Origin of the sequence: Natrinema salifodinae, from assembly GCF_900110455.1 — an archaeon.
Classification (GTDB): Archaea; Halobacteriota; Halobacteria; order Halobacteriales; family Natrialbaceae; genus Natrinema; species Natrinema salifodinae.
This window is the reverse complement of record NZ_FOIS01000001.1, coordinates 113,454-134,571: the sequence shown is the minus strand read 5'-3', so window position 1 is coordinate 134,571 and position 21,118 is coordinate 113,454. Positions and strand designations below refer to the sequence as shown.

At 66.2% G+C, this 21,118-nt stretch carries 16 protein-coding genes; 9 read left to right on the top strand and 7 right to left on the bottom strand.

Annotation, left to right across the window (positions count from 1 at the left end; genetic code table 11):
* The first annotated feature begins 167 nt into the window (after window positions 1-167).
* Together BMY29_RS00590 and BMY29_RS00585 are read left to right on the top strand one after the other, a co-directional pair.
* Window positions 168-2,267, top strand: coding sequence for an FAD-dependent monooxygenase (locus BMY29_RS00590; protein WP_160290099.1), 2,100 nt, complete (start codon window positions 168-170; stop codon window positions 2,265-2,267).
* 926 nt (window positions 2,268-3,193) lie between these two features.
* Window positions 3,194-4,387: an MFS transporter gene (locus tag BMY29_RS00585; protein ID WP_049990284.1), complete on the top strand. Its 1,194-nt coding sequence runs from the start codon at window positions 3,194-3,196 to the stop codon at window positions 4,385-4,387.
* Window positions 4,388-4,420: 33 nt separating this feature from the next.
* Here the strand turns inward: BMY29_RS00585 and BMY29_RS00580 are convergent, their stop codons facing one another.
* The 5 genes from BMY29_RS00580 to BMY29_RS00560 form a co-directional block, all read right to left on the bottom strand.
* A complete protein-coding gene (locus tag BMY29_RS00580; protein ID WP_143067635.1) occupies window positions 4,421-5,185 on the bottom strand; it encodes an IclR family transcriptional regulator in 765 nt (254 codons plus the stop codon).
* A 384-nt stretch (window positions 5,186-5,569) separates the two neighbouring features.
* Window positions 5,570-7,192, bottom strand: coding sequence for a long-chain-fatty-acid--CoA ligase (locus tag BMY29_RS00575; protein ID WP_049990224.1), 1,623 nt, complete (start codon window positions 7,190-7,192; stop codon window positions 5,570-5,572).
* Complete coding sequence (locus BMY29_RS00570; protein ID WP_049990225.1) at window positions 7,189-7,704, bottom strand: Zn-ribbon domain-containing OB-fold protein; 516 nt, start codon at window positions 7,702-7,704, stop codon at window positions 7,189-7,191. The genes BMY29_RS00575 and BMY29_RS00570 overlap by 4 nt, the downstream gene beginning before the upstream one ends.
* Window positions 7,701-8,891: a thiolase C-terminal domain-containing protein gene (locus BMY29_RS00565; protein WP_173424906.1), complete on the bottom strand. Its 1,191-nt coding sequence runs from the start codon at window positions 8,889-8,891 to the stop codon at window positions 7,701-7,703. Before BMY29_RS00565 ends, BMY29_RS00570 begins: the two co-directional genes overlap by 4 nt.
* A 910-nt stretch (window positions 8,892-9,801) precedes the next feature.
* On the bottom strand, window positions 9,802-10,572 hold the full coding sequence (locus tag BMY29_RS00560; protein ID WP_049990227.1) for an IclR family transcriptional regulator: 771 nt from the start codon (window positions 10,570-10,572) through the stop codon (window positions 9,802-9,804).
* Window positions 10,573-10,721: 149 nt separating this feature from the next.
* Between BMY29_RS00560 and BMY29_RS00555 the strand changes: the two genes are divergently transcribed.
* Both BMY29_RS00555 and lpdA read left to right on the top strand, forming a co-directional pair.
* Window positions 10,722-12,407, top strand: a complete 1,686-nt coding sequence (locus BMY29_RS00555) for a dihydrolipoamide acetyltransferase family protein (RefSeq protein WP_049990285.1) — start codon at window positions 10,722-10,724, stop codon at window positions 12,405-12,407.
* Window positions 12,407-13,834, top strand: a complete 1,428-nt coding sequence (gene lpdA / locus BMY29_RS00550; RefSeq protein ID WP_049990228.1) for a dihydrolipoyl dehydrogenase — start codon at window positions 12,407-12,409, stop codon at window positions 13,832-13,834. The genes BMY29_RS00555 and lpdA overlap by 1 nt, the downstream gene beginning before the upstream one ends.
* A gap of 102 nt (window positions 13,835-13,936) precedes the next feature.
* Here lpdA and BMY29_RS00545 read toward each other — a convergent pair whose 3' ends face one another.
* Together BMY29_RS00545 and pdhA are read right to left on the bottom strand one after the other, a co-directional pair.
* Complete coding sequence (locus BMY29_RS00545) at window positions 13,937-14,905, bottom strand: alpha-ketoacid dehydrogenase subunit beta (protein ID WP_049990229.1); 969 nt, start codon at window positions 14,903-14,905, stop codon at window positions 13,937-13,939.
* A gap of 6 nt (window positions 14,906-14,911) precedes the next feature.
* On the bottom strand, window positions 14,912-16,075 hold the full coding sequence (gene pdhA / locus BMY29_RS00540; RefSeq protein WP_081985460.1) for a pyruvate dehydrogenase (acetyl-transferring) E1 component subunit alpha: 1,164 nt from the start codon (window positions 16,073-16,075) through the stop codon (window positions 14,912-14,914).
* 367 nt (window positions 16,076-16,442) lie between these two features.
* Here pdhA and BMY29_RS00535 point away from each other — a divergent pair, with 367 nt between their 5' ends.
* From BMY29_RS00535 to BMY29_RS00515, 5 genes are all read left to right on the top strand, one after another.
* On the top strand, window positions 16,443-17,453 hold the full coding sequence (locus BMY29_RS00535) for an ABC transporter substrate-binding protein (protein ID WP_049990231.1): 1,011 nt from the start codon (window positions 16,443-16,445) through the stop codon (window positions 17,451-17,453).
* Window positions 17,454-17,544: 91 nt separating this feature from the next.
* Window positions 17,545-18,330: an ABC transporter ATP-binding protein gene (locus BMY29_RS00530; protein WP_241471282.1), complete on the top strand. Its 786-nt coding sequence runs from the start codon at window positions 17,545-17,547 to the stop codon at window positions 18,328-18,330.
* A 4-nt stretch (window positions 18,331-18,334) separates the two neighbouring features.
* Window positions 18,335-19,135, top strand: coding sequence for an ABC transporter permease (locus BMY29_RS00525; protein ID WP_049990232.1), 801 nt, complete (start codon window positions 18,335-18,337; stop codon window positions 19,133-19,135).
* On the top strand, window positions 19,126-19,905 hold the full coding sequence (locus BMY29_RS00520; RefSeq protein WP_049990233.1) for an ABC transporter permease: 780 nt from the start codon (window positions 19,126-19,128) through the stop codon (window positions 19,903-19,905). Before BMY29_RS00525 ends, BMY29_RS00520 begins: the two co-directional genes overlap by 10 nt.
* Window positions 19,906-20,021: 116 nt before the next feature.
* Window positions 20,022-21,017 carry a malate dehydrogenase gene (locus BMY29_RS00515; RefSeq protein ID WP_049990234.1) on the top strand — a complete coding sequence of 332 codons (996 nt, stop codon included), beginning with the start codon at window positions 20,022-20,024 and terminating at the stop codon, window positions 21,015-21,017.
* Window positions 21,018-21,118 lie beyond the last annotated feature (101 nt).

Sequence of the window (21,118 nt, the reverse complement as noted above, 5' to 3'; positions counted from 1 at the left end):
GTCACAACAATGAAGGGAATACGGGTAATCGTGGAAAACGAGAACTCACGAATGCGAGGAACCGTCCAGTACTGCGAGCGGAGAGGATGTGCCGGCACCGAAGAGACCACGTCGGAGAGTCGGAAGACGATCGCGTCATCGATCGCTGGGGAGGGGAGGGCCGATCGATGAACGTCACGACTATCGGCGGCGGTCCCGGTGGACTATACGCGAGCCTCCTCCTCAAACGGAGCCACCCCGACTGGGACGTGACCGTGTACGAACGGAATCCCCGGGGCGTCACGTACGGCTGGGGGATCGTGTTCCCGAACCGAACGCTCTCGAACCTCGCCGACGCGGATCCGCCGTCCCACGAGGCGATAACCGAGACGTTCGAGCGCTGGGATCCGTTTGACATCGTCACCGACGACGACCACTTCCGCTGTGGCGGAAATACGTTCGCGAGCATGATGCGGACCGATCTCCTCGCGGTCCTCGAAGAGCGCTGTCGCGACGTGGGCGTCGAACTGGAGTACGAGACGGAGATCGCGGACCCCGCCGCCGTCGCCGCCGAGGCCGACCTCTGTATCGCGGCCGACGGGATCCACAGCCACACGCGTGAGGTCTTCGCCGACGAGTTCGGCACGGAGATCGAACAGGGGCGCGCACGGTTCTCCTGGTTCGGTACCGACGCGGAGTTCGAGGCGCTGACGCATATCTTCGTCGAGAACGAGGATGGGCTCTGGTGCGCTCACACCTACCCCGGCCCGACGAGTACGTTCATCATCGACTGCGACGTCGAGACGTGGGAGCGGTCCGGGGTCGCGGACATGACCGAAACCGAGTACCTCCCCTACCTCGAGGACGTCTTCGCCGACCATCTGAACGGGCACTCGATCCAGTCCCAGCAGGACCAGTGGCGACGGTTCCAGACGGTCACGAACGATATCTGGCACCACGACAACGTCGTCCTCGTGGGCGACGCCGCTCACACCGCCCACTACTCGATCGGCTCCGGAACGACCCTCGCGATGGAAGACGCGATCGGGTTGATGGAGGCCTTCGAGACCAACGACGAACTCGACGCCGCACTCGCGGCCTACGAATCGGCTCGGAAACCGTTCGTCGAAACCCTGTTGTCGGCAGCCGAACGGAGTCGGATTCACTTCGAGGACATCGAGCGGTATTACGATCTGCCGTCTCGACAGTTCGCGATCCACCATCTCACCCGAAGCGGTCGGCTCACGTACGGGAGCCTGCAGCGACGCGATCCGACGTTCACAGACGCGTTCGACGAGTGGTTCGCCGAGCGGACGCCGGTCGATACGAAGCGGCGACCGCCGGCCCGCCAGCCCGTTCGACTCGCCGATACCGTCATCGCGAACCGGTACGTCCGCGTCCTCGAACCCACGTCGTCCGCCGACGAAGGGACACCGTCAACCGCACAGCTGTCGGCGTTCACCGCGGCGGCGGACGAAGAGCCGGGAGTGTTGCTGACGGAACCGCTCGCCGTTGCACAAGCGGGACGGCCGACGATCGGAAGTCCGGGACTCTACACAGAGGACCACGTCGATACGTGGGCCGACGCCATCGACACCGTTCTGGACGAAGTCACCGCCGGTGCCCACCTTACCCACGCCGGTGCGAGCGGCGGGCGAGAGCCCCGCGTGTTCGGTCACGGCGGCCTCACCGAGCGGGAGCCGACGTGGTCGCCGCGTCTCAGCGACGAGTACCCGGTTCATCCCCGCTCGTTCGAGCGTACTGCGATGGACGCGGACGACCGGAACGCCGTCGTCGAGGACTTCGTCGCGGCGGCCCGGCGCGCCGACGACGCCGGCTTCGAGTACGTTCAGTTGCAGGCGGCCGCTCCCTCCCTTCTGTCCCGGTTCCTGACGGCGTCGGGCGTCCCGTTCGAGGACCGCGTCGAGTTCGTACGGACCGTCGTCGCCGACGTAGCCGACGCGTTACCGGCTCGAACGCCGCTAGGCGTGACGGTCCCCGTCTCGGACGGCGACGGACGTGGGTTGTCGCTCAAGGAGGCGTTCGGGGCCGTTCGCGAACTTTCGGAGGCGGGCTGTGACGTCGTGGCGCCGGTTGCGGCGTCGACCGGTGAGCGCGGCCTGGCCGAGAAAGGACCGAGCGACTTCAGCGACGATATCAGAAACGAGGTCGAAGTTTCCACGTTGGCGACTGCCCCCGCCGCGTCCGCGGATAAAGTAAACACGCTCGTCGCGACCGGACGTGCGGACCTCTGTGCGGTTCAGGGAACGCCGTTTCGCGACGGCTAACGACGCGTGCTTGATCAGGTGGGTCTAGCGGATTACTTTCAATTCCCCGCGACTCGCCTCCCTCACTTCGTTTTCGCGGCCGCCGCGCCGGGCGACGAATACCTCGGATATTGCCCTCGCCCCGCATTCGTAGCGGAGCGGTTTTCTACGCGTTTTCAGTGACGCAGTGCGGAGCCATCGCGTTCGGTCACGCGAGATTTACTTGACGGCCAGGCTCTCGTCGTGGTTTCTGGATCACACGCCCGTTATATCAAGTGAATAGTGAAAATCGAATGTAATCATATTGATTCTATTAATTAGGTTCACTCTCTGCGTCGCACGATTGTGAAACCACCGCCCTGACTCGGTGCGGTGTAGCCACGAGGCGCGGTGATCGACTACGGCGACGATCACCGTTCTCACGTCCCCTCTCGTAGCGACGGCTCGCGTTTGACGCGGAACGCCGTTCGGTCGGAATCAAACGGCGTGCAGACGGAACGGCTGTCCGCTGATTCGGCTCGCCGCCCCGTCGTCTCGATGGAAACTAGACGCACGTACCTGACTGATCGTATATCCCCTCGGGATCCCGGCACCGACGGCTTTCCGCGATTGGAGACTACCGGAGTCACTACTTCAGATGTAGTATCTGAATTTGGCATTTCTGGGAGAGGGAGAGAAGACAGGAGAGGGGAAAAGTGCGAATACCGAGTGCCAACCGTCTCTCGGGCGCCGCTCTCGCTCCCCGCTAACTCGAGTCAGCGCTCCGGCCGTTGGACCGACCTGTGGCCACGACGCCGCCTCCGACTCCGTGCCCGCGATCCCGAACGCCGGAGATCAGCCGCCAGTCGACCGACAGCTTTCGCAATTTTTACGAGGCCCCCACTGATACGTGTGGCCATGACAGTATCCGAGGCGATCACACCGACATCGAGACGTCGGGTGAAACCGTGACGCGACGCGCGTCCGATCCCGTCGGTGTGACGGCGCTCGTGAGCGTCGACCACTTCCTCTCCCACGTCTACCTCCTCGCGCTCCCGCCGCTGTTCCCGATCCTCGCGTCCGTCGTCGAGACCACCGTCACCCGCCTGGCGGTCGCCGTCACCCTGATCTACGCCGCTCAGTTCCTCTGTCAGATCCCGGCCGGCGAACTCGTCGACCGCGTCGGCGGCAAGCGCGTCGTCGGCGGCGGGTTAGCCCTCACGGCCGTCAGCGTCGGCCTCCTCGGGTTCGCGACCTCGTACCGGCACGTCCTCGCGCTCGCTTTCCTCTCCGGGGTCGGCCAGGCGGCGTTCCATCCGGGGAACTACGCTCTCCTCGACGTCGCCGGCGACGCGGCCACCGAGGGGCGCCAGTTCAGCGTCCACACGTTCAGCGGATTCGTCGGCTTCGCCGCGGCGCCCGCTCTCATGACCGGGCTGACGGCGGTCGCTGACTGGCGGACCGCGTTCCTCACCGTCGGCGCCGGCGGCCTCCTCTACGCTGCGGTATTCGCCGCCTCCCTCGCACCGATTCACAGACGAACGATCGCCGACGCGCCCGATGCGCCTGCGCTCGCGACCGACGGCGGCCAGTTCGAGAGCGTTCGCCTGCTCCGTCGGCCGCTCGTCGCCGGCATGTTCGCTTTCTTCCTCCTCGTGACGCTCGCCGACACCGGGTTCCAGACGTACACCACGACCCTGGCCGTGGACCTGGGACACTCGACGGCCGTCGGAAACACTGCGCTCACGGCGTTTCTCGCCGCAGCGGCGGTTTTCGTCCTCGTCGGCGGCTGGCTCGCCGATCGCTACGACGGCTTCGCGATCATCGTCGCGAGCGTCTGCTGGTCGGCCGTCGTCCTCTGGGCCGGTCTCGCAGTCGATCTCACGCCGGTCGCGCTCGTGCTCGTCTGGAGCGCGGCCGGCGCCGGCTTCGGGCTCACGCTCCCCGCCCGCGACCGCATCACGAACGCGCTCTCCGACAGCGCCGACACCGGGAAGAGCTTCGGCATCGTCTACACCGGCCTCCCGATCGGCGGCGCGCTCGCGCCCGTGCTTCTGGGCCAGGTCATCGATGTCAGCGGCCAGGCCGCGGCGTTCGAGGTGATCGCGGCGCTGTTCCTCGCCGCCGCGCTCGTCGTCCTCGTGCTCCGTCGGTGGCGGTAGGGGAGCGACGCGATTCTTCCCGGCCGCCCTCGCTCAGTTCCCGTACCGGTACTTGATCGTGATCGCATCGATCGTCTCCCGGAGTTTCCGCACGAGCCGTTGTTGGTATGCCTCGTTTTGTAGCCGTCCCGTCGGACAGACGATGCCGACGGCGCCCGCGACCCGCTCGTCGACGACGATCGGCGCCCCAATGAGGCCCATCCCCGTGACCTGTTGCTCCCAGTCGACGGCGCACCCATCCTCCCGAATCGTCGCTAACTCCGCGCGGAGAACGGCTTCGTCCGTGATCGTCTGCTCGGTTACCTGCGGCAGTCCGTGCGCGTCGAGGATCTCGTCGGTCCGCTCGTCCGGAAGGAACGCGAGGATCGCCTTTCCCGTCGCGTTCGTGTGCAACGGCGTCGTCATGCCCGAATAGATCCCGAGTTCCAGCGACCGATTGCCGAATTCCTTGTGTAATATCACCGCCTTTCCGTCCTGTTCGACGACGAGCGTCACCAGTTCATCCGTCTGCGCCGCGAGATCTTTTAGCAGCCGCTCGGACGCCTGGAACAGGCCGTTCCGGTGTTTGATCCGCGAGCCGGTAGTGAGGAACCGATAGCCGAGCGAGTACTCGCCGCCCTCGTTGATGACGTAGCCAGTCTCCTCTAACGTTCGGAGGTACACGTGAGCCGTGCTCTTCGGAACGTCCATTCGAGCTGCGAGCTCGGACGGGCCCGCGCCCTTCGTCTCCCAGAGCGCGTTGATGACCTCGAACGCCCGGAGGATCGACGTCATCGCGGCCGTCTCGCCGTCTGTCATGGTATCACGACCCATCCCGGACGTGTTAAATCGTTCGATTATCTTGGACGTGGATGCGGTTACCGACCGATCGACACCGACTGAACCGACTGGTACACGTAGGACGGGACCGGTTCGAACGACATCTTCAATTCCATTACAGACCTGTGTTTGTAACTATTCGCGGCGCTCTCCGAGTCTTTCTCAGTCGAACGCCGAGTTCATCCCGTCCGAAGATATTGGATTGCTCCGATTCCGTCAGCACGGACGGTTGATCCGGACCGACGCCGACCACTCCCGTCGATAGGCGATAGGCCTGGCCCGTCGGCGTCGGGATCTCGGGATCGCTTTCGCGGTCGGTCCGAACGCGAAACGGAGAACGCGTAGCGTTCGCGAGCCGCGGTCTTACTCGTCGAGCGGCAGCGACCCGTATTCGTCGGTGAACGCCTCGCGGAGCTCCTTCTTGTTGCGTTTCCCGGTCGACGTCTTCGGGATCGACTCGCGAAAGAAGACCCGGTCCGGCAGCCACCACTTCGGGAAGCGGTCAAGGAGGTGGTCGTCGAGTTCGTCCTCGGCCACGCCGGACTCGGCGACGACGTAGGCGACCGGCCGCTCGTCCCATTTCTCGTGTTCGACGCCGATCACCGTCGCCTCCTCGACGGCGTCGTGGGCCGTCAGTTCGTTCTCGAGTTCGAGCGAGGAGATCCACTCCCCGCCGCTCTTGATGACGTCGTCGAGTCGGTCGACGACCTCGAGGTAGCCGTACTCGTCGATGACACCGACGTCGCCGGTCTCGAACCAGCCGTCGTCGGTAAACGACGCGGCGGTCTCCTCCGGGCGGTCGTAGTACTCGTCGATGAGCCAGGGCGCCCGAGCCTGGATCTCGCCCGTGGACTCCCCGTCGTGGGGCACCGGCTCGCCGTTCGCGTCGCGGAGGCGGATGCGGACGCCTGGCGCGGGGACGCCCGGTTTCATCTGTTGCTGGTATCGCTCGCTCTCGGGGAGGTCCCGCACCTCGGTCGTCGTCATCGTATTGACGAGGTGGGGCGCGGCTTCGGTCATCCCGTAGCCCTGGTGGATCGGCGCGTCGATCTCCGTGTCGAACTTCTCCATGAGCCACTCGGGCGGGGACGTACCGCCGATGAGCACGCGGTCAAGGCTCTCGAGGCTGACGTCGTCGCGCTCGTCGTAGAAGTCGGCCATCTCCAGCCACACCGTCGTGACCGCGGCGGTGACGGTCACGTCCTCCCGGTCGATGAGTTCGGCGATCCGCTCGGAGTCGGTCTTCGGGCCCGGGAGCACGAGCTTCGAGCCGCACATCGTCGCCGTGTACGGCAGTCCCCAGCCGTTGACGTGGTACATCGGAACGACCGGCATCACGACGTCGTTCTCGCTGATCCCGAAGACGTCGACGTGGCTGTGGGTCACCGTGTGGAGGTAGAGGTCCCGGTGTGAGTAGGCCGCGCCCTTCGGGAGCCCGGTCGTGCCGGAGGTGTAGCAGATCCCCGCCTCCCGGTCCTCGTCGATGTCGGGCCAGGCGTAGTCGGCGTCCCGACCCTCGAGCAAGTCCTCGTAGGCGTGGACCGGTTCCAGGCTGGTCTCTGGCACGTGGTCGTCGAGAATCACGTACCGCTCGACGGTCTCGAGCTGGTCGGCGACGGCCTCCACGGTGTCGATCAGATCGGGATCGACGAAGACGATCTCGTCCTCGGCCTCGGTGATGATTTCGACGATGTGCTCGTCCGGGAGCATGTGGTTCGTCATGTGGATGCTCCGGCCGCTACAGGGGAGCGCGAAGTAGAGTTCGTAGTGGCGGTGGTGGTTGATCGCCATCACCGACAGTCGCGAGCCCGGATCGACGCCGAGGTCGTCGAGCGCGTTCGCGAGTTTCCCCATCCGGTCGTACGCGTCGGCGTACGTGTACCGGTGGGTCGTGCCGTCCGGTTCCTCGGAGACGATCTCCTTGTGGTCGAACAGGTCAGTGGCCCGTTCGAGCATGACCTGCAGGGTGAGTTCGTAGTCGTTCATAGGCCCTTACTCGGTTCGAAGCGGTAGAACACGCGGTCCTCGTCCGTCGGCCCGTCGATCTCGACGACCTTCAGCGCGACCGGATCGCCGATCTCGAGGTCCGCGTACGATGCGTCGTCGATCCGGGCCGATAGCCGCACGGGACCGAGGTCGACGACCCCGACGACGTACGGCACGTCGTGCTCCGCCAGGCCGAGCGGCAGTCCGCCGCGCACTTCCGAGAAGGCAAACAGCTCGCCCTCGTGGGGCAGATCGACGTACTCGAGGTCGTCGCCTGTACACTCGGGGCAGACGATCCGGGGCGGGTAGTGGATCTCCTCACAGTCGGTACACCGCGTCGTCGTCAGCCGGCCGTCCCGGAGGTTGTCGTAGAACTCGTGGATCTCCGTCTGAGCCTCGGTCTGCAGCTCGTAGAAGTCGAGCAGCCTGGGGAGGTCGACTTCGTCGGGGACCGAGACGCGCTCTCGCTTCGGGGTCGGGTCGCCGTCGATCGAATCGGATGGGTCAGTCATTGCGGATCACGGTCTAAGACCATCACGCTGTGGACCGACCCGCTCCCGCTCAAGTTGTGGAGCAGGCCGGTCGTCGGGCCGTCTACCTGGCGGTCGCTCGCGACTGTTCCCTGGAACTGTCGGGTCACCTCCAGCGCCTGCGAGATCCCCGTCGCGCCCAGCGGGTGCCCGCAGCCGAGCAGCCCGCCGCGGGGGTTGACCGCCACGTCGCCGTCGATGCGGCTCCGCCCGTCTTCGACGAACTGGCCGCCTTCGCCGCGCTCGGCAAAGCCCAGTTCTTCGTACTCGATGATCTCGCTGATCGAGAAGCAGTCGTGGACCTCGGCGACGTCGATCTCCGCGAGCGGGTCCTCGATGCCCGCCTGGTCGTACGCCGACTGCGAGGCTTTCCGGGCCTGGGGCCAGCCGTCGAACGAGGGCAGGTTGTTGATCGAGTTACCCGCCATCGAGGACTGTCCGCTGCCGGCGATCCAGGCCGCGGTGTCGGTGACCTCGCGGGCCTTCTCCTCGCTCATCAGGACGAGGCCCGCGGCCCCGTCCGTGATACCGCTGCAGTCGTAGAGGTGCAGCGGGGGCGCGATCTCCGGCGAGTCGAGGACGTCTTCCGGATCGATCTCGCTTTGGAACTGCGCGAACGCCGTCTTTGCGGCGTTGCTCTTGTTCTTCGCGGCCACTTCCGAGAGCTGCTCGCGGGTCGTCCCGTACTCGTGCATGTGTCGCTGGGCGTACCAGGCGAAAAACGGCGGCGCGGCCAGTCCGTTCACGCCGTCGAACTCCCGATCGAGCACGTTCGACATCGAGGCCTGCATCTCGGGCATGTGCTCGCGCCCGAGGTTCATCTTCTCGACACCGAGCACGAGCGCGACGTCAAGCTGGCCGGCCGCGATCGCGAGCCAGGCGTACCGCAGCGCCGCCTGGCCGCTCGCGCAGGCCAGTTCCGTTCGAGCGATCATCTCGGTCACCTCGATGCCGAGCAGTTCCGCCACCATCGGTGCGACGTGAGTCTGGTAGGAGAACCGTTCGGGCTGGACCGTGCCGACGAACAGCCCCTCGATGTCCTCGGGGCCGACGTCGGGGACGGCGTCGAACGTCGCTTTCCCGCCCTCCTGGGCGAGGTCCTTCCAGGTCGCGTCACGCTCGCCCCAGCGCGTGTGGCCGCCGCCGACGATCGCTACGTTTCGCGTCACGGTCAGTCCCCCTCGAACTGCGGGTCGCGATCCTGCCGGAACGCGGTGACTGCGGCGATCCCGTGGCCCATACCGCCGGCACCGAGGATCGAGATTTGCTCTATGGTATCATTTGTCATCACAGACCTGTGTGATAGTATAGTACATATATCTTTTGAGAGAACGAGTGGCGTTCGAACGGCGACGACATCGCAGTGATCGGGCACGATGGACGCGATACACCGGTCGAGTAGAATGGTCGTTCGGTGTCGTTCGAACGGATAGCCGTTCAGGCGTGTCCGAGATGATCGGACGCCTCCGGCGCGGTCGCCACGTCGTAGCGATTAGTACTCCGGTTCCGTCCGCCGTCGGTGGACGGATTTTTCGGGGTTTCGGGGTCTCGGTATCTCCGCCGTAGATACCAGACACAGGCCGTATCACGCCCGAATATGTCGGGCAAGGATCGCCGGCTACCGCCCCGTTGTTCGTAACAACCGAACCGCCTTTCCGACGCTACGAATCGGACCGCGCGATCGATTCACGGGGGCAGATCGTTGCGTTCGCCCGTCGGGTTACACGCGTGACGGCCCCGTTCGCGGACCAGGCCGATCCGCACAGGAGACGGCACTGGTATCCGTCACGGCGCGTTCGACGGCCCGCTCTCTCTGGCCGGACAATTTTTATGTGGGATGTTATCAAGGAACGTAACCACTCATTGTCGACTCGTCGGCCGCACCCCGCTCTGCGTGCGATCTGGTTTACATCCGTATACCTGTAATAATATCGCACTACCGGTCGCTGATCGTGACGAGACGCGGCCGTCGTCCGGGTTCGACCGAACTGCCGTCCGCTTCGGACGGCTCTATCGGTCAGTATCCGAACGGCGATTCGGATCTCACGAACAATGGGGAGACGACCGCCGAATCGCGGGTCACGAATACGTCTGGTTGAGTTCGACGATGTTCGCCGCGTGCCGGAGCTGTGGGAGGATAGTCTCTCGAATCCGCTCGTCGTCCATTCGGCTGTTCGGTCCGGACACGCTGATCGCGCCGGAGATCCGATCGTCCTCGAAGACCGGTACCGCGACGCAGTGGAGCCCTTTGATCCGCTCCTCCCGATCGTACGCGACCTCGTTTTGGCGAATCTCGTCGAGTTCATTGAGCAGGGTCTCCCGATCGGTGATCGTCCGGTCCGTCTTCGCCGGCAGCCCGTACCGATCGATAATCTCGTCCCGTCGGTCCGATGGGAGGTGGGCGAGGATCGTCTTGCCGAGCGCGGTCGTGTGTAAGTGCACGCACTGGCCGGTGTAAGAATCGATGTTGACCGCGTCCGGGCCGCGCTCCCGGACGATGAACACCCCGTGTCCGTTCTCCTCGACGAGGAGGTTGGCCAGTTCGCCGGTCTCCTCGGCGACGGACCTGAGTTCCGGCTTCGCTACGGTGTACAATTTCTTCTTCTGGCGGGCGTACGCGCCCAGATCGAGGAATCGCAGCCCGAGTTCGTACTCCCCGCCGTCGCTGACGACGTACCCCTCGTGCTCGAGGGTCTTGAGGTAGTTGTACGCGCTGCTCTTCGGGAGATCCAGCCGCTCGGCGATCGCCGTCACCGTCGCACCGTCGAGCGTTTTTAGCGCCTCGACGATCCTGAACGTCGTCTGAGCCGTTTTCACGGGCGTTTCCGGCCCTGTGTCGCTGGTTGTCATTGTACACGATAAACCGTTCGGCTCCTACTAATAGGTATTCGTTTCTGGCGGCCGTCTCGTGCGAGCGCACCCGCACCGGTGAACCGGTCCCGACCTCGCCGCTCGCGCATCGAAGACTGTATACACCAGTGTGTGAGAGTGACTGTTACATGGTGCGAACGGAGTTTGCGCTTCCCGACGTCGGCGAGGGTGTCGCCGAGGGCGAACTCGTCGCCTGGCTCGTCGAGCCGGGCGACCGCGTCGCGGAAGACCAACCAATCGCGGAAGTCGAGACCGACAAGGCGCTCGTCGAGATCCCGTCGGCCTACGACGGCGTCGTCGAGGAACTGCGCGCCGCGGAAGGCGAAACGATTCCCGTCGGCGAGACCTTCGTCGTCTTCGACGTCGACGAGGCCGACGCGCCGAGCGATACCGGTGCGTCGGAATCGGAGACGGCAGGCGACCGGGCCGACTCGACCGCGCCGCCAGGCGACGGCGATGCCGGGACGGGACGGACCGATCAGCCGGATCAGACGGACCAAGACGAGGCGATCCCGAACGGGCGCGTGTTCGCGCCGCCGAGCGTCCGGCGGCTCGCGCGGGAATTGGGCGTCGACCTCGCCGCCGTACAGGAGGCCGATCCCGGCAGTCGGCTCTCGGAACGGGACGTCCGCGACGCCGCCGGGGAGGCGGCCGCGACCGAGACGGAATCGGACGCGGAAACCCCGTCCGAGTCCGCCAGCATCGGCGCAGTCGGACCCGAATCCGGGACGGTCGAAGCCGAGTCCGCGTCCATCGAGACCGACGCCGTCAGTGTCGAAAGCCCCGACCTCGGATGCGGGAGTAATTCGGCCGAGTCGCGGCCGCAGGCGGCCGCCGGCCGCGATCGAACTCTAGCAATGCCGGCGACGCGTCGCCTGACCCGCGAGGAGGGCGTCGACGTCGACGACGTGCCAGCGAGCGAGCGGCGGGACGGCCAGCCGTACGTGACGCCGGAGGATGTGCGTTCGTACGCGGCAGGCTCGGCGGGCGCTCCGCCGGCGTCATCGGCACCGGGACCGGAGTCTGCGGTATTGGCCGCGGAAGGATCACAGGCCGCAGCCGAGACCGCGACAGAGTCGCGGGGATCGACGGGCGCGGACCAGGCCGACGGCCCACGACCGGGCGATCGGATCCCCTACGCGGGCGTTCGGCGGACGATCGGCGAGCAGATGGCGACCTCGAAGTACACGGCGCCCCACGTGAGCCACCACGACGAGGTCGAGGTTTCCGAACTCGTCGACGCGCGCAGTCGGCTCAAGGAGCGGGCCGAAGAGCGGGGCGTCAAGCTCACGTACCTGCCGTTCGCGGTCAAGGCCGTCGTCGCGGCGCTGAAGGAGGTGCCGGCGATCAACGGCGAACTCGACGAGGAGCGCGAGGAGATCGTCCTCCACGACGAGTATAACATCGGGATCGCCGTCGCGACCGACGCCGGGCTCATGGTCCCGGTGATCGAGAACGCCGACCGCAAGGGACTGTTGGAGTTGGCCCGCGAGATCGACAACAAGGCCGCCCGCGCCCGCGACCGGTCGATCGGCCTCGACGAACTGCAGGGCGGCACCTTCACGATCACCAACATCGGCGCCATCGGCGGCGAGTACGCCTCGCCGATCATCAACCATCCCGAAGCGGGCATCCTGGCGCTCGGCTCGCTGAAAGAACGCCCCTGGGCCGAGGACGGCGAGCTCCTCGCCAGGCCGACGCTGCCGATCTCGATGTCGGTCGATCACCGGATCGTCGACGGCGCCGAGGCCGCGCGGTTCACGAACGAGGTCAAACGGTACCTGAACGAACCGGAACTGCTCCTACTCGAATAATGGTCGTCGGAGACGTACCCACCGGCACTGACGTACTGATCATCGGCGGCGGACCGGGCGGCTACACGGCCGCGATCCGCGCCGCGCAACACGGACTCGACGCGACCCTGGTCGAGAAGGACGCCTACGGCGGGACCTGCCTCAATTACGGCTGTATCCCCTCGAAGGCGTTGCTGACGGCCACGGACATCGCCCACGAGGCCCGCCAGGCCGAGGAGTTCGGCGTCCGCGCCGACCCGACCGTCGACATGCGGACGCTGGTCGAGTGGAAGGACGGCGTCGTCGACCGGCTCACCGGCGGCGTCGAGAAGCTCTGCAAGGCCAACGGCGTGAACCTGATCGAGGGAACGGCGACGTTCGTCGACGAACACACGGTCCGCATCGCCCACGGCGGCGAGGGACAGGGCAGCGAGTCCGTCGAGTTCGAGCACGCCGTCATCGCGACGGGGAGCCGCCCGATATCGCTGCCCGGGTTCGACTTCGGCGACGAGCCGGTCTGGTCCTCGCGCGACGCGCTTGACGCCGACGCCGTCCCGGAGGCCCTGGTCGTCGTCGGCGCGGGCTACATCGGAATGGAGCTCTCGACGGCGTTCACGAAGGCCGGCGCCGACGTCACGGTCGTCGAGGCGCTCGACGACGCGCTTCCCAACTACGAAGACGACGTCACCCGCGTCGTCAGAGAGCGCGCCGCGGACCTGGGCATCGACTTCCACTTCGGCGAGCGCGCGAGCGAGTGGCGCGACGCCGACGGCGACGGAATCGAGGTCGTCACCGAGCGCGAGGACGGCGACGAGCGCGTCTACGACGCCGATCGCGTCCTGGTCGCCGTCGGCCGCGAGCCCGTGACCGAGGGCCTCGAGCTGGATGCCATCGGTCTCGAACCGGACGAGCGCGGGTTCCTCCCGACCGACGAGCACGCGCGGACCGCCGTCGACCACGTCATGGCGGTCGGCGACGTGGCCGGCGAGCCGATGCTCGCTCACGAGGCCAGCGCGGCGGGGCTCGTCGCCGCCGGCGTCGCGGCCGGCGAACCCGCGGCGCTGGATCACCGGGCGATCCCCGCGGCGGTGTTCACCGATCCCGAGATCGGGACCGTCGGCTTGACCGAGGCGGAGGCGGCGGCGGCCGGGTACGACCCCGTCGTCGGAACGATGCCGTTGCGCGCCAGCGGCCGCGCGCTCACGTTGGGCGAGTCCGACGGGTTCGTGCGGCTCGTCGCCGACGCGGAGACCGGCTTCGTCCTCGGCGGCCAGGCCGTCGCGCCCGAGGCGTCGGAACTGATCGGCGAGCTCGGCCTGGCGATCGAACTGGGTGCGAGACTCGAGGACCTGGGCGGCACCGTCCACGCGCACCCGACGCTCTCGGAGGCGGTGATGGAGGCAGCCGAGAACGCGCGGGAGCGGACGATTCACACGCTGAACCGGTGAATCGATAGCGGATCGGAAACCGAAGCTAGCGAATCGGAAACGCGCGAGAACGGAAACGGGAACGGGAACGAAACCGTCGCGACCTGAAGGAGTCGACGGCCGTCAGTACGCGACGGTTTCCGTGATCGCTTCCTCGATCCGCGGCGGGTGCGGGATGTAGTAGTCCTCCATCGAGAGCAGCGGGACGGGCACGTCGAAGCCGGTCACGCGCTCGACCGGCGCTTCGAGGTACATCAGGACCTCGTCGTTGATCGTCGCGATGAGTTCGCCGGCCAGGCCGCCGGTCTTGGCTGCCTCGTGGACGACGACGCAGCGGCCGGTCTTCCGGACTGACTCGGTGATCGTTGCTCGGTCGAGCGGCGAGATGGTCCGCAGGTCGATCACCTCGGCGTCGACGTCGTCGAGGTTGTCGACGGCTTCGAGGGTCTTGTGCATCATCGCGCCCCACGAGATGACCGTGACGTCCTCGCCCTCCTGTCGCACGGCCGCCTGGCCGAGCGGTTCGGTGTAGGTCCCTTCGGGGACCTCCTCGCGCAGCGAGCGGTAGACGTGTTTCGGCTCCATGAACAGGACCGGATCCGGATCGCGGATGGCGCTTATGAGCATCCCCTTGGCGTCGTGGGGCGTCGACGGAATCGCGACCTTGAGACCGGGAACGTGGCCGTAGATCGCCTCCAGGCTCTCGGAGTGGTGTTCCAGCGCTCGCACGCCGGCCCCGTAGGGCGTCCGGACGACCATCGGCGCGGTGAGTTCGCCGCGGGTCCGCCAGCGGATGCGGCTGGCGTTCGTGACCAGTTGGTCGAATGCCGGCGGCAGGAACCCGGAGAACTGGATCTCCGCGATCGGGCGGAAGCCGTGGGTCGCCAGGCCGACCGCGCCGCCGACGATCGCGATCTCCGAGAGCGGGGTGTCGAGCACGCGATCGGAGCCGAACTCCTCCAAGAGCCCGTCGGTCGCCCGGAACACGCCGCCGGACTCGGCGACGTCCTGGCCGAAGACGAGCGTCCGGTCGTCGTTTCGCATCTCCTCGTGCAGTGCGTCGTTGATCGCGTCGATGATTGTCGCGTTCATAACTGGTCACCCCTTCGGCCGCCGTTCGATGTAGTCGTCCATGTCGGGTCGCTCCTCCAATAGCTCGCGGAACTCCTCGAGTTGCCGTTTCAGTTCCGGCGGCATCTCCTCGTGGAGGTACTCGAAGATCTCCTCGATGCCGCGTTCCTCGAAGGCGTCGGCGGCGTCGACCGCCTCATCGAATTCTTCCTCGATCTCCTCGCGGATCGCTTCCTCGTCGATCGCGTCCCATCGACCGGTCTCCTCGAGAAACGCCTGGTAGCGCTCCAGCGGATCGCGCTCTTTCCACTCGTCGACCTCGTCGTCGGCGCGGTACCGCGTCGGGTCGTCGCTGGTCGTGTGCGCGCCGCGCCGGTAGGTGACGGCCTCGACCAGGACCGGGTTCCCGTCGAGGGCGCGTTCGCGGGCGGTCGAGACCGCGTTGTAGACCGCGAGCACGTCGTTGCCGTCGACGCGGATGCCGTCGAGACCGTAAGCGAGGGCCTTCTGGGCGACCGTCTCGGCGTTCGTCTGCTCGTCGAACGGCAGCGAGATCGCGTACTGATTGTTCTGGCAGAAGAATACCGCTGGCGCGCCGAGGACGCCGGCGAAGTTCATCCCCTCGTGGAACGCGCCGGTCGAGGTCGCTCCGTCGCCGAGGTTCGCGAACGCGACGGCGTCCTGGCCCTCGAGTCGCATCCCCCAGGCCTTGCCGGTCGCGAGCGGGATGTGTGAGCCGATCGAGATGGCCATGCCGAAGACGTTCGCGCCCTCCATCCGCGAAGCGTCCTCGATGCCGCGCCAGTACAACAGGAGATCGCGCATCGAAAGCCCGTGCATCAACAGCGCGCCGGCCTCGCGACCGTACGGGAAGATCCAGTCGTCCCGGGAGAGCGCGTAGCCGCTGCCGACGATGCTGGCTTCCTGCCCGCGGCCCGAAGCGACCGTGCCGAGCCGGCCGCGCCGCTGTAGTTTCGTCGCCCGATCGTCGTAGACGCGTTGCAGCAGCATCCAGCGGTAGAGATCGCGGAGTTCGTCGTCGTCGAGATCCGGGACCCGATCGGCGTCGAACGACCCGTCGGGACGTACCACGCGGTACGTTTCGATCTCCAGATCCCCCTGCGAGAGCGGATCGACGCCGGTGTCGACCGACGCCGGCGCTGGGGTCACTGGTCGTGGGCTGTCGTCCATAGTACGGCTCAACATGTCTGCATCAACCGTATAAATCTTTGCTACTCCCTCCCACCGTTTCGCGGACGTCCGCCGCTCGCCGCCCGCTGCTCGCCGCCCGTCGCTCGATCGGTCCCGAACCGTCATCGATCGCCGACTGACGACCGGCGGTCGTCGATCGTCGGCCTGCTACCGAGTTCTAACGCCTAGCACCGGTGGAAACGACCGCAACGAGGCGAATTCGAACGGTAGTACCGAATCAGCCCCGTTTTTCTTCCGACCTTCGACTGGTTCGACCGCCGACTGTGCCGCTGTTAAACATCAGCCGATTCCGTCGGGTAACATTCCATCACAATCTTTTTACCACTATACGGATATACGAAGGAGTATGCTACCACGTAGCAGGAGAACATTCCTCAAGTCCGGCACTGCGGTCGCCGCTGCCGGCCTCACCGGCCTGGCCGGCTGCGTCGGCGGGGGAGGCGGCGACGATGCGCTGGGGTTCAACTTCACCGTTCCCATCGAGAACCTGGGGTCGCTGCTCGACATCCCGGATATTCAGGATCAGCTCGGGAACATCGGCGACGAGTACGAGCTGAACGTCTCGCAGGATTCGAGCACGCCGGACTCGCTGAACGCGCTGGCGGCCGGCGAGTCTGACATCTGTCTCGTGACGACGGTCAGCTACGCCTCGGCGGTGATGCAGGAAGCCGTCCCCGGCAACATCACGATGCTCGCGACCGACTTCTGGGACGCACACGACGACTACTACGGGTTCACCATCTTTTCGCACAGCGACTCGGACATCACCGAACCCGAAGACATGGAAGGTGCGACCCTGGGCGTCAACTCGTTGGGGACCGGCATCCACTCGGTGTACCAGCGCCAGCTTCTGGAACTCGGCCTGGATCCCGACGAGGACGTCGAATTCGTCGAACAGGACTTCCCCACGTTCACGGCCGGTCTCGAGGACGGGATCTTCGACGTCGCCATCTACCCGGCCCTGTTCGCGCCCCAGGCACGGAACAACGGCTTCAACGAGGTGTTCTCCAGTCAGGACGTCTGGGACGGGGAGTACCCGTTCGCGTACGTCGTCGCGTCGAACAACGCCTTAGACCAGAAGGAAGACGCCGTCCAATCGTGGATGGAAGACTACGTCGACGTCGTCGACTACATGTTCGAGAACCGCGACGAGGTCGTCTCGCTGGCCAGCGAGCACTTCGAGATCCCGGAAGAGCTAGTCGATTCGTTCTTCCTGACGGAGCAGGACTACTACCGGGACCAGATCGAGATCGACTTCGATCGCCTTCAGTTCGCGATAGACGAGATGCACGAGATGGGCTTTACCGACGACACGTTCGACGTCGAGGAGCACGCGACCAACGAGTACCTGCCCTGAGCCGACCCACGGAGCCCGACCATGAACCGACCCCGAACCCAGACCAAGACCCAGACCCGAGCCGTGAACGCACGGGCGAGACACGAATACGATGGTTGACGGACAAGTTACGATTTCGGAACTCGAGAAGGTGTACGAGTCGGGAGACGAACGCACGACGGCGGTCGAGGACCTCTCGCTGGACGTCCCCAGCGGGGAATTCCTCAGCGTCGTCGGACCGAGCGGCTGCGGGAAGAGCACGCTGCTCTATCTCGTCGCCGGCTTCCTCGACGGGACGTCGGGGACGATCGCCGTCGACGGCGACCCGATCGACGGCCCCGGGACCGATCGCGGCGTCGTCTTCCAGGACTACGCGCTCTTCCCGTGGCGGACGGTCATGGGAAACGTGACCTACGGGCTCGAGGAGGCGGGCGTCGGTAAGGAGGAGCGCCGGTCGACCGCCCAGCGGTTCATCGATATGATGGACCTCGATGGCTTCGAGGACAAGTACCCGAAGGAGCTGTCGGGCGGGATGAAACAGCGGGTCGCGCTCGCGCGGACGCTGGCGTACGATCCGAAGATCCTCCTGATGGACGAGCCGTTCGGGGCGCTCGACCAACCGCTGCGCGAGTCCCTGCAGGACCACCTCATCGATATCTGGCGCGACCTCGAGAAGACGGTCATGTTCATCACCCACGACGTCGAGGAGGCGGTCTACCTCTCCGAACGCGTGATGATCATGACCCGCCATCCCGGAACGAAGAAGACCACCGTCGAGATCGACCTCGATCGCTCTCGACCCCGCGAGGAGATCATCATGTCCGACGAGTACACCGCCACGAAAAACGACGTCTGGCAATCGCTCCGGGAGGAAACGACCCCCGAGGCGCAACTCTAAGCCCATGTCCTACGCCGACTTCAGATTCGACGCGCTGGACGAAACGCTCCCGGCCCCGTTCCGACGGGTCGCCTGGTTCGTCGTCGAGTGGATCCCACTGGTCATCGTCGCGGGGCTGTGGGAACTGGCAAGCGGCACCGTCGTCTCGAGCGAGATCCTCCCGCCGCCGACGGCGGTCTTCCGAGTCACGTGGGACCTGCTCGCGAGCGGGCAGGTCCTCCCGCACCTCCAGATGTCGCTCTACCGGATCGCGGTCGGGCTCGGACTGAGCATCGCGGTCGGCGTGGCGCTCGGCGTCGGGATGGCCCGGTCGAAGCCGATCGAGAACGTCTTCGAGGTGTTCCTGGCGCTTCTCTATCCGATCCCGAAGGCCGCGCTCGTGCCGCTGGCGATCCTCTGGCTCGGCGTCGGCACGGAGACGGCGATCCTGATCGTCTTCCTCGCCTGCCTGCTCCCGATCGTCCTCAACAGCTACAACGCCGCGAGAGACGTCGATCGGAACCTGATCTGGTCGGCTCAGATGATGGGAATGCCCTCGTGGAAGATCCCGATCAAGGTCGTCGTCCCCGCGACGATCCCGAGCATCCTGACCGGGATCCGCCAGGCGATCCCGATCGCGTTCATCGCGCTGGTGAGCGCCGAACTCATCGCCTCGAACCAGGGCATCGGGTTCGAGATCCTCCGGTACGGGCAGATCGGGAACTACACGTCGATGTTCGCCGTTCTCGTGATCATCTCCGGGGCGGCATTCTTCGCCGTCCGCGGCTACGAGTGGCTCGAACGGAAGGTGGTTCGATGGACGTAACTCGTGCCGCGGCCGTCGACCGGAACGACGTCGTCGCCGTCGGAAAGTCGATCTACTCGCTCGTGCTCGTGTTGCTCCTGTGGGAGTACGCCGCCCAGAACGGCATGATCCACTACTACTTCCTGCCGCCGCTGTCGGACGTCCTCGCGACCTTCTACGAGCTGACGGTCGACGGGACGATGATCGAGCACGCCTACCTGACGTTTCGCCGGGCGCTGGTCGGCCTGGTGATCGCGTGCGTCCTCGGCGTCGTCGTCGGCGTGTTGTCCGCCCGGAACCGGCTCATGGCCTGGTTCTGGGACCCGATTATCGAGGTCGGCTACCCGGTGCCGGTGATCGCACTCGTGCCCGTGTTCATGTTCTGGTTCGGGACCGGCGACCTCCCGAAGATCGTGCTGGTCGCCGTCGGCTGTTTCTGGCCGGTGGCGATCAACGCCCGCAACGCGACCCGCGACGTCGACGAGAACCTGATCTGGTCGGCGCGGATGATGGGCACCTCGGACCGAGGGCTGCTCCGAAGGGTCGTTATTCCGGCCGCGGCGCCGGGGATCATCTCGGGCATCCAGATCGCGCTGCCGATCTCGCTGATCGTCACGTTCGTCTTCGAGATGGTCGCGGGCGGCGGCGGGTTGGGCCACCTCGAGATTCAGGGCGTCCGCTCGTTCGATTCGGCGCAGGTGTACGCGTCGCTCATCGCAATCATGATCCTGGGGTTCGCCCTCGACCGAGCGCTGCGGATCCTCCGGGCGCGGCTGCTCAGCTGGTCCTGAGGGCGCGACCCGACGGTTGGATTCGAGGACGAGTTTGGTTTCCGAGCGCGGACCGTTCAGTCCGTTGCAATCTATAAGTGAGCCGCCCTCCCAGCGTAGCGTGTGATCCGTAATCTATGCACATTGCAGTGATCGGCGGCGCAAGCACGATCGGCTCGACGGTGGCCTACACGCTGGCGACGACGGACCCGACGATCGATATCACGCTCGTCGACCCGGCGACCGAGGCTGCGTGGGCCCACGCCGTCGATATCACCCACGCTACGTTCCACGCCGCGACCACTCCGGTCGACGGCGACCGCGCGGCATCGTTCGGTACCGTCCGGGCCGTCGGCCCCGACGAACTTCCCGACCTCGATCCGGCCCCCGACCTCGCGATCGTCACCGCCGCCGCGCCGCGGCCGGACGACGCGACCGATCGCGACGCTCGCGAGGCGGAACTCGAGGCCAACCGCGCTATCGTCGACGACGTGGCCGAGCAGTTGCAGGGCATCGACCCGGTTCCCGTCCTCGTGCTGACGAACCCCATCGACCGGCTCACGTATCGACTCTGGGACCGCCTGGCCTGGCCGCGGGAGCGCGTTCTCGGCTACTCGCTGTCGGAGACCGCGCGGACGGCCCACGAGATCGGGCGGCTGACGGACTCGCACCCGGCGACCGTCTACTGCCCCGTCATGGGCGAACACGGCGAGGGCGTCGTGCCGGTTTTCTCGCGGCTCCGCATCGACGGCGAGCCGACGACGCTGACCGACGACCAGCGCGCGGCCGTCCGCGAGTACGTCCGGAGCGTTCCCTTCGAGATCGCAGCGCGACGCGGCGCCGCCGAGACGTCGCGCTGGGTCACGAGCGCCGGGGTGGTGCGGGTAATCCGAACGATGTTCGCCGAGCGGACGTCGACGGGGGCCGACGCAGCTGCGACGGCAAACGCGCCCGCCGACCCGGTTTGCCTCTCGACGCCGCTGGACGGCGAGTACGGCTTCGACGACGGCTGTCTGAGCGTCCCGGTGACGCTGACGCCGTCCGGCGTCAGCGAGATCGTCGAGTGGGAACTCGCCGACGAGGAGCGCGAGCGCCTGGCGGCCGCACACGAGTCCGTCGTCGCGGACCTGTAACCGCGGCGCTCGCGGCGTCGCAACGAGCGGGTTCGTCGACCCACAGCGGGGCGGATATCGCCGACGAGGGAACTGTCCTCGGTCTCGCTTTCGCCGCCTGG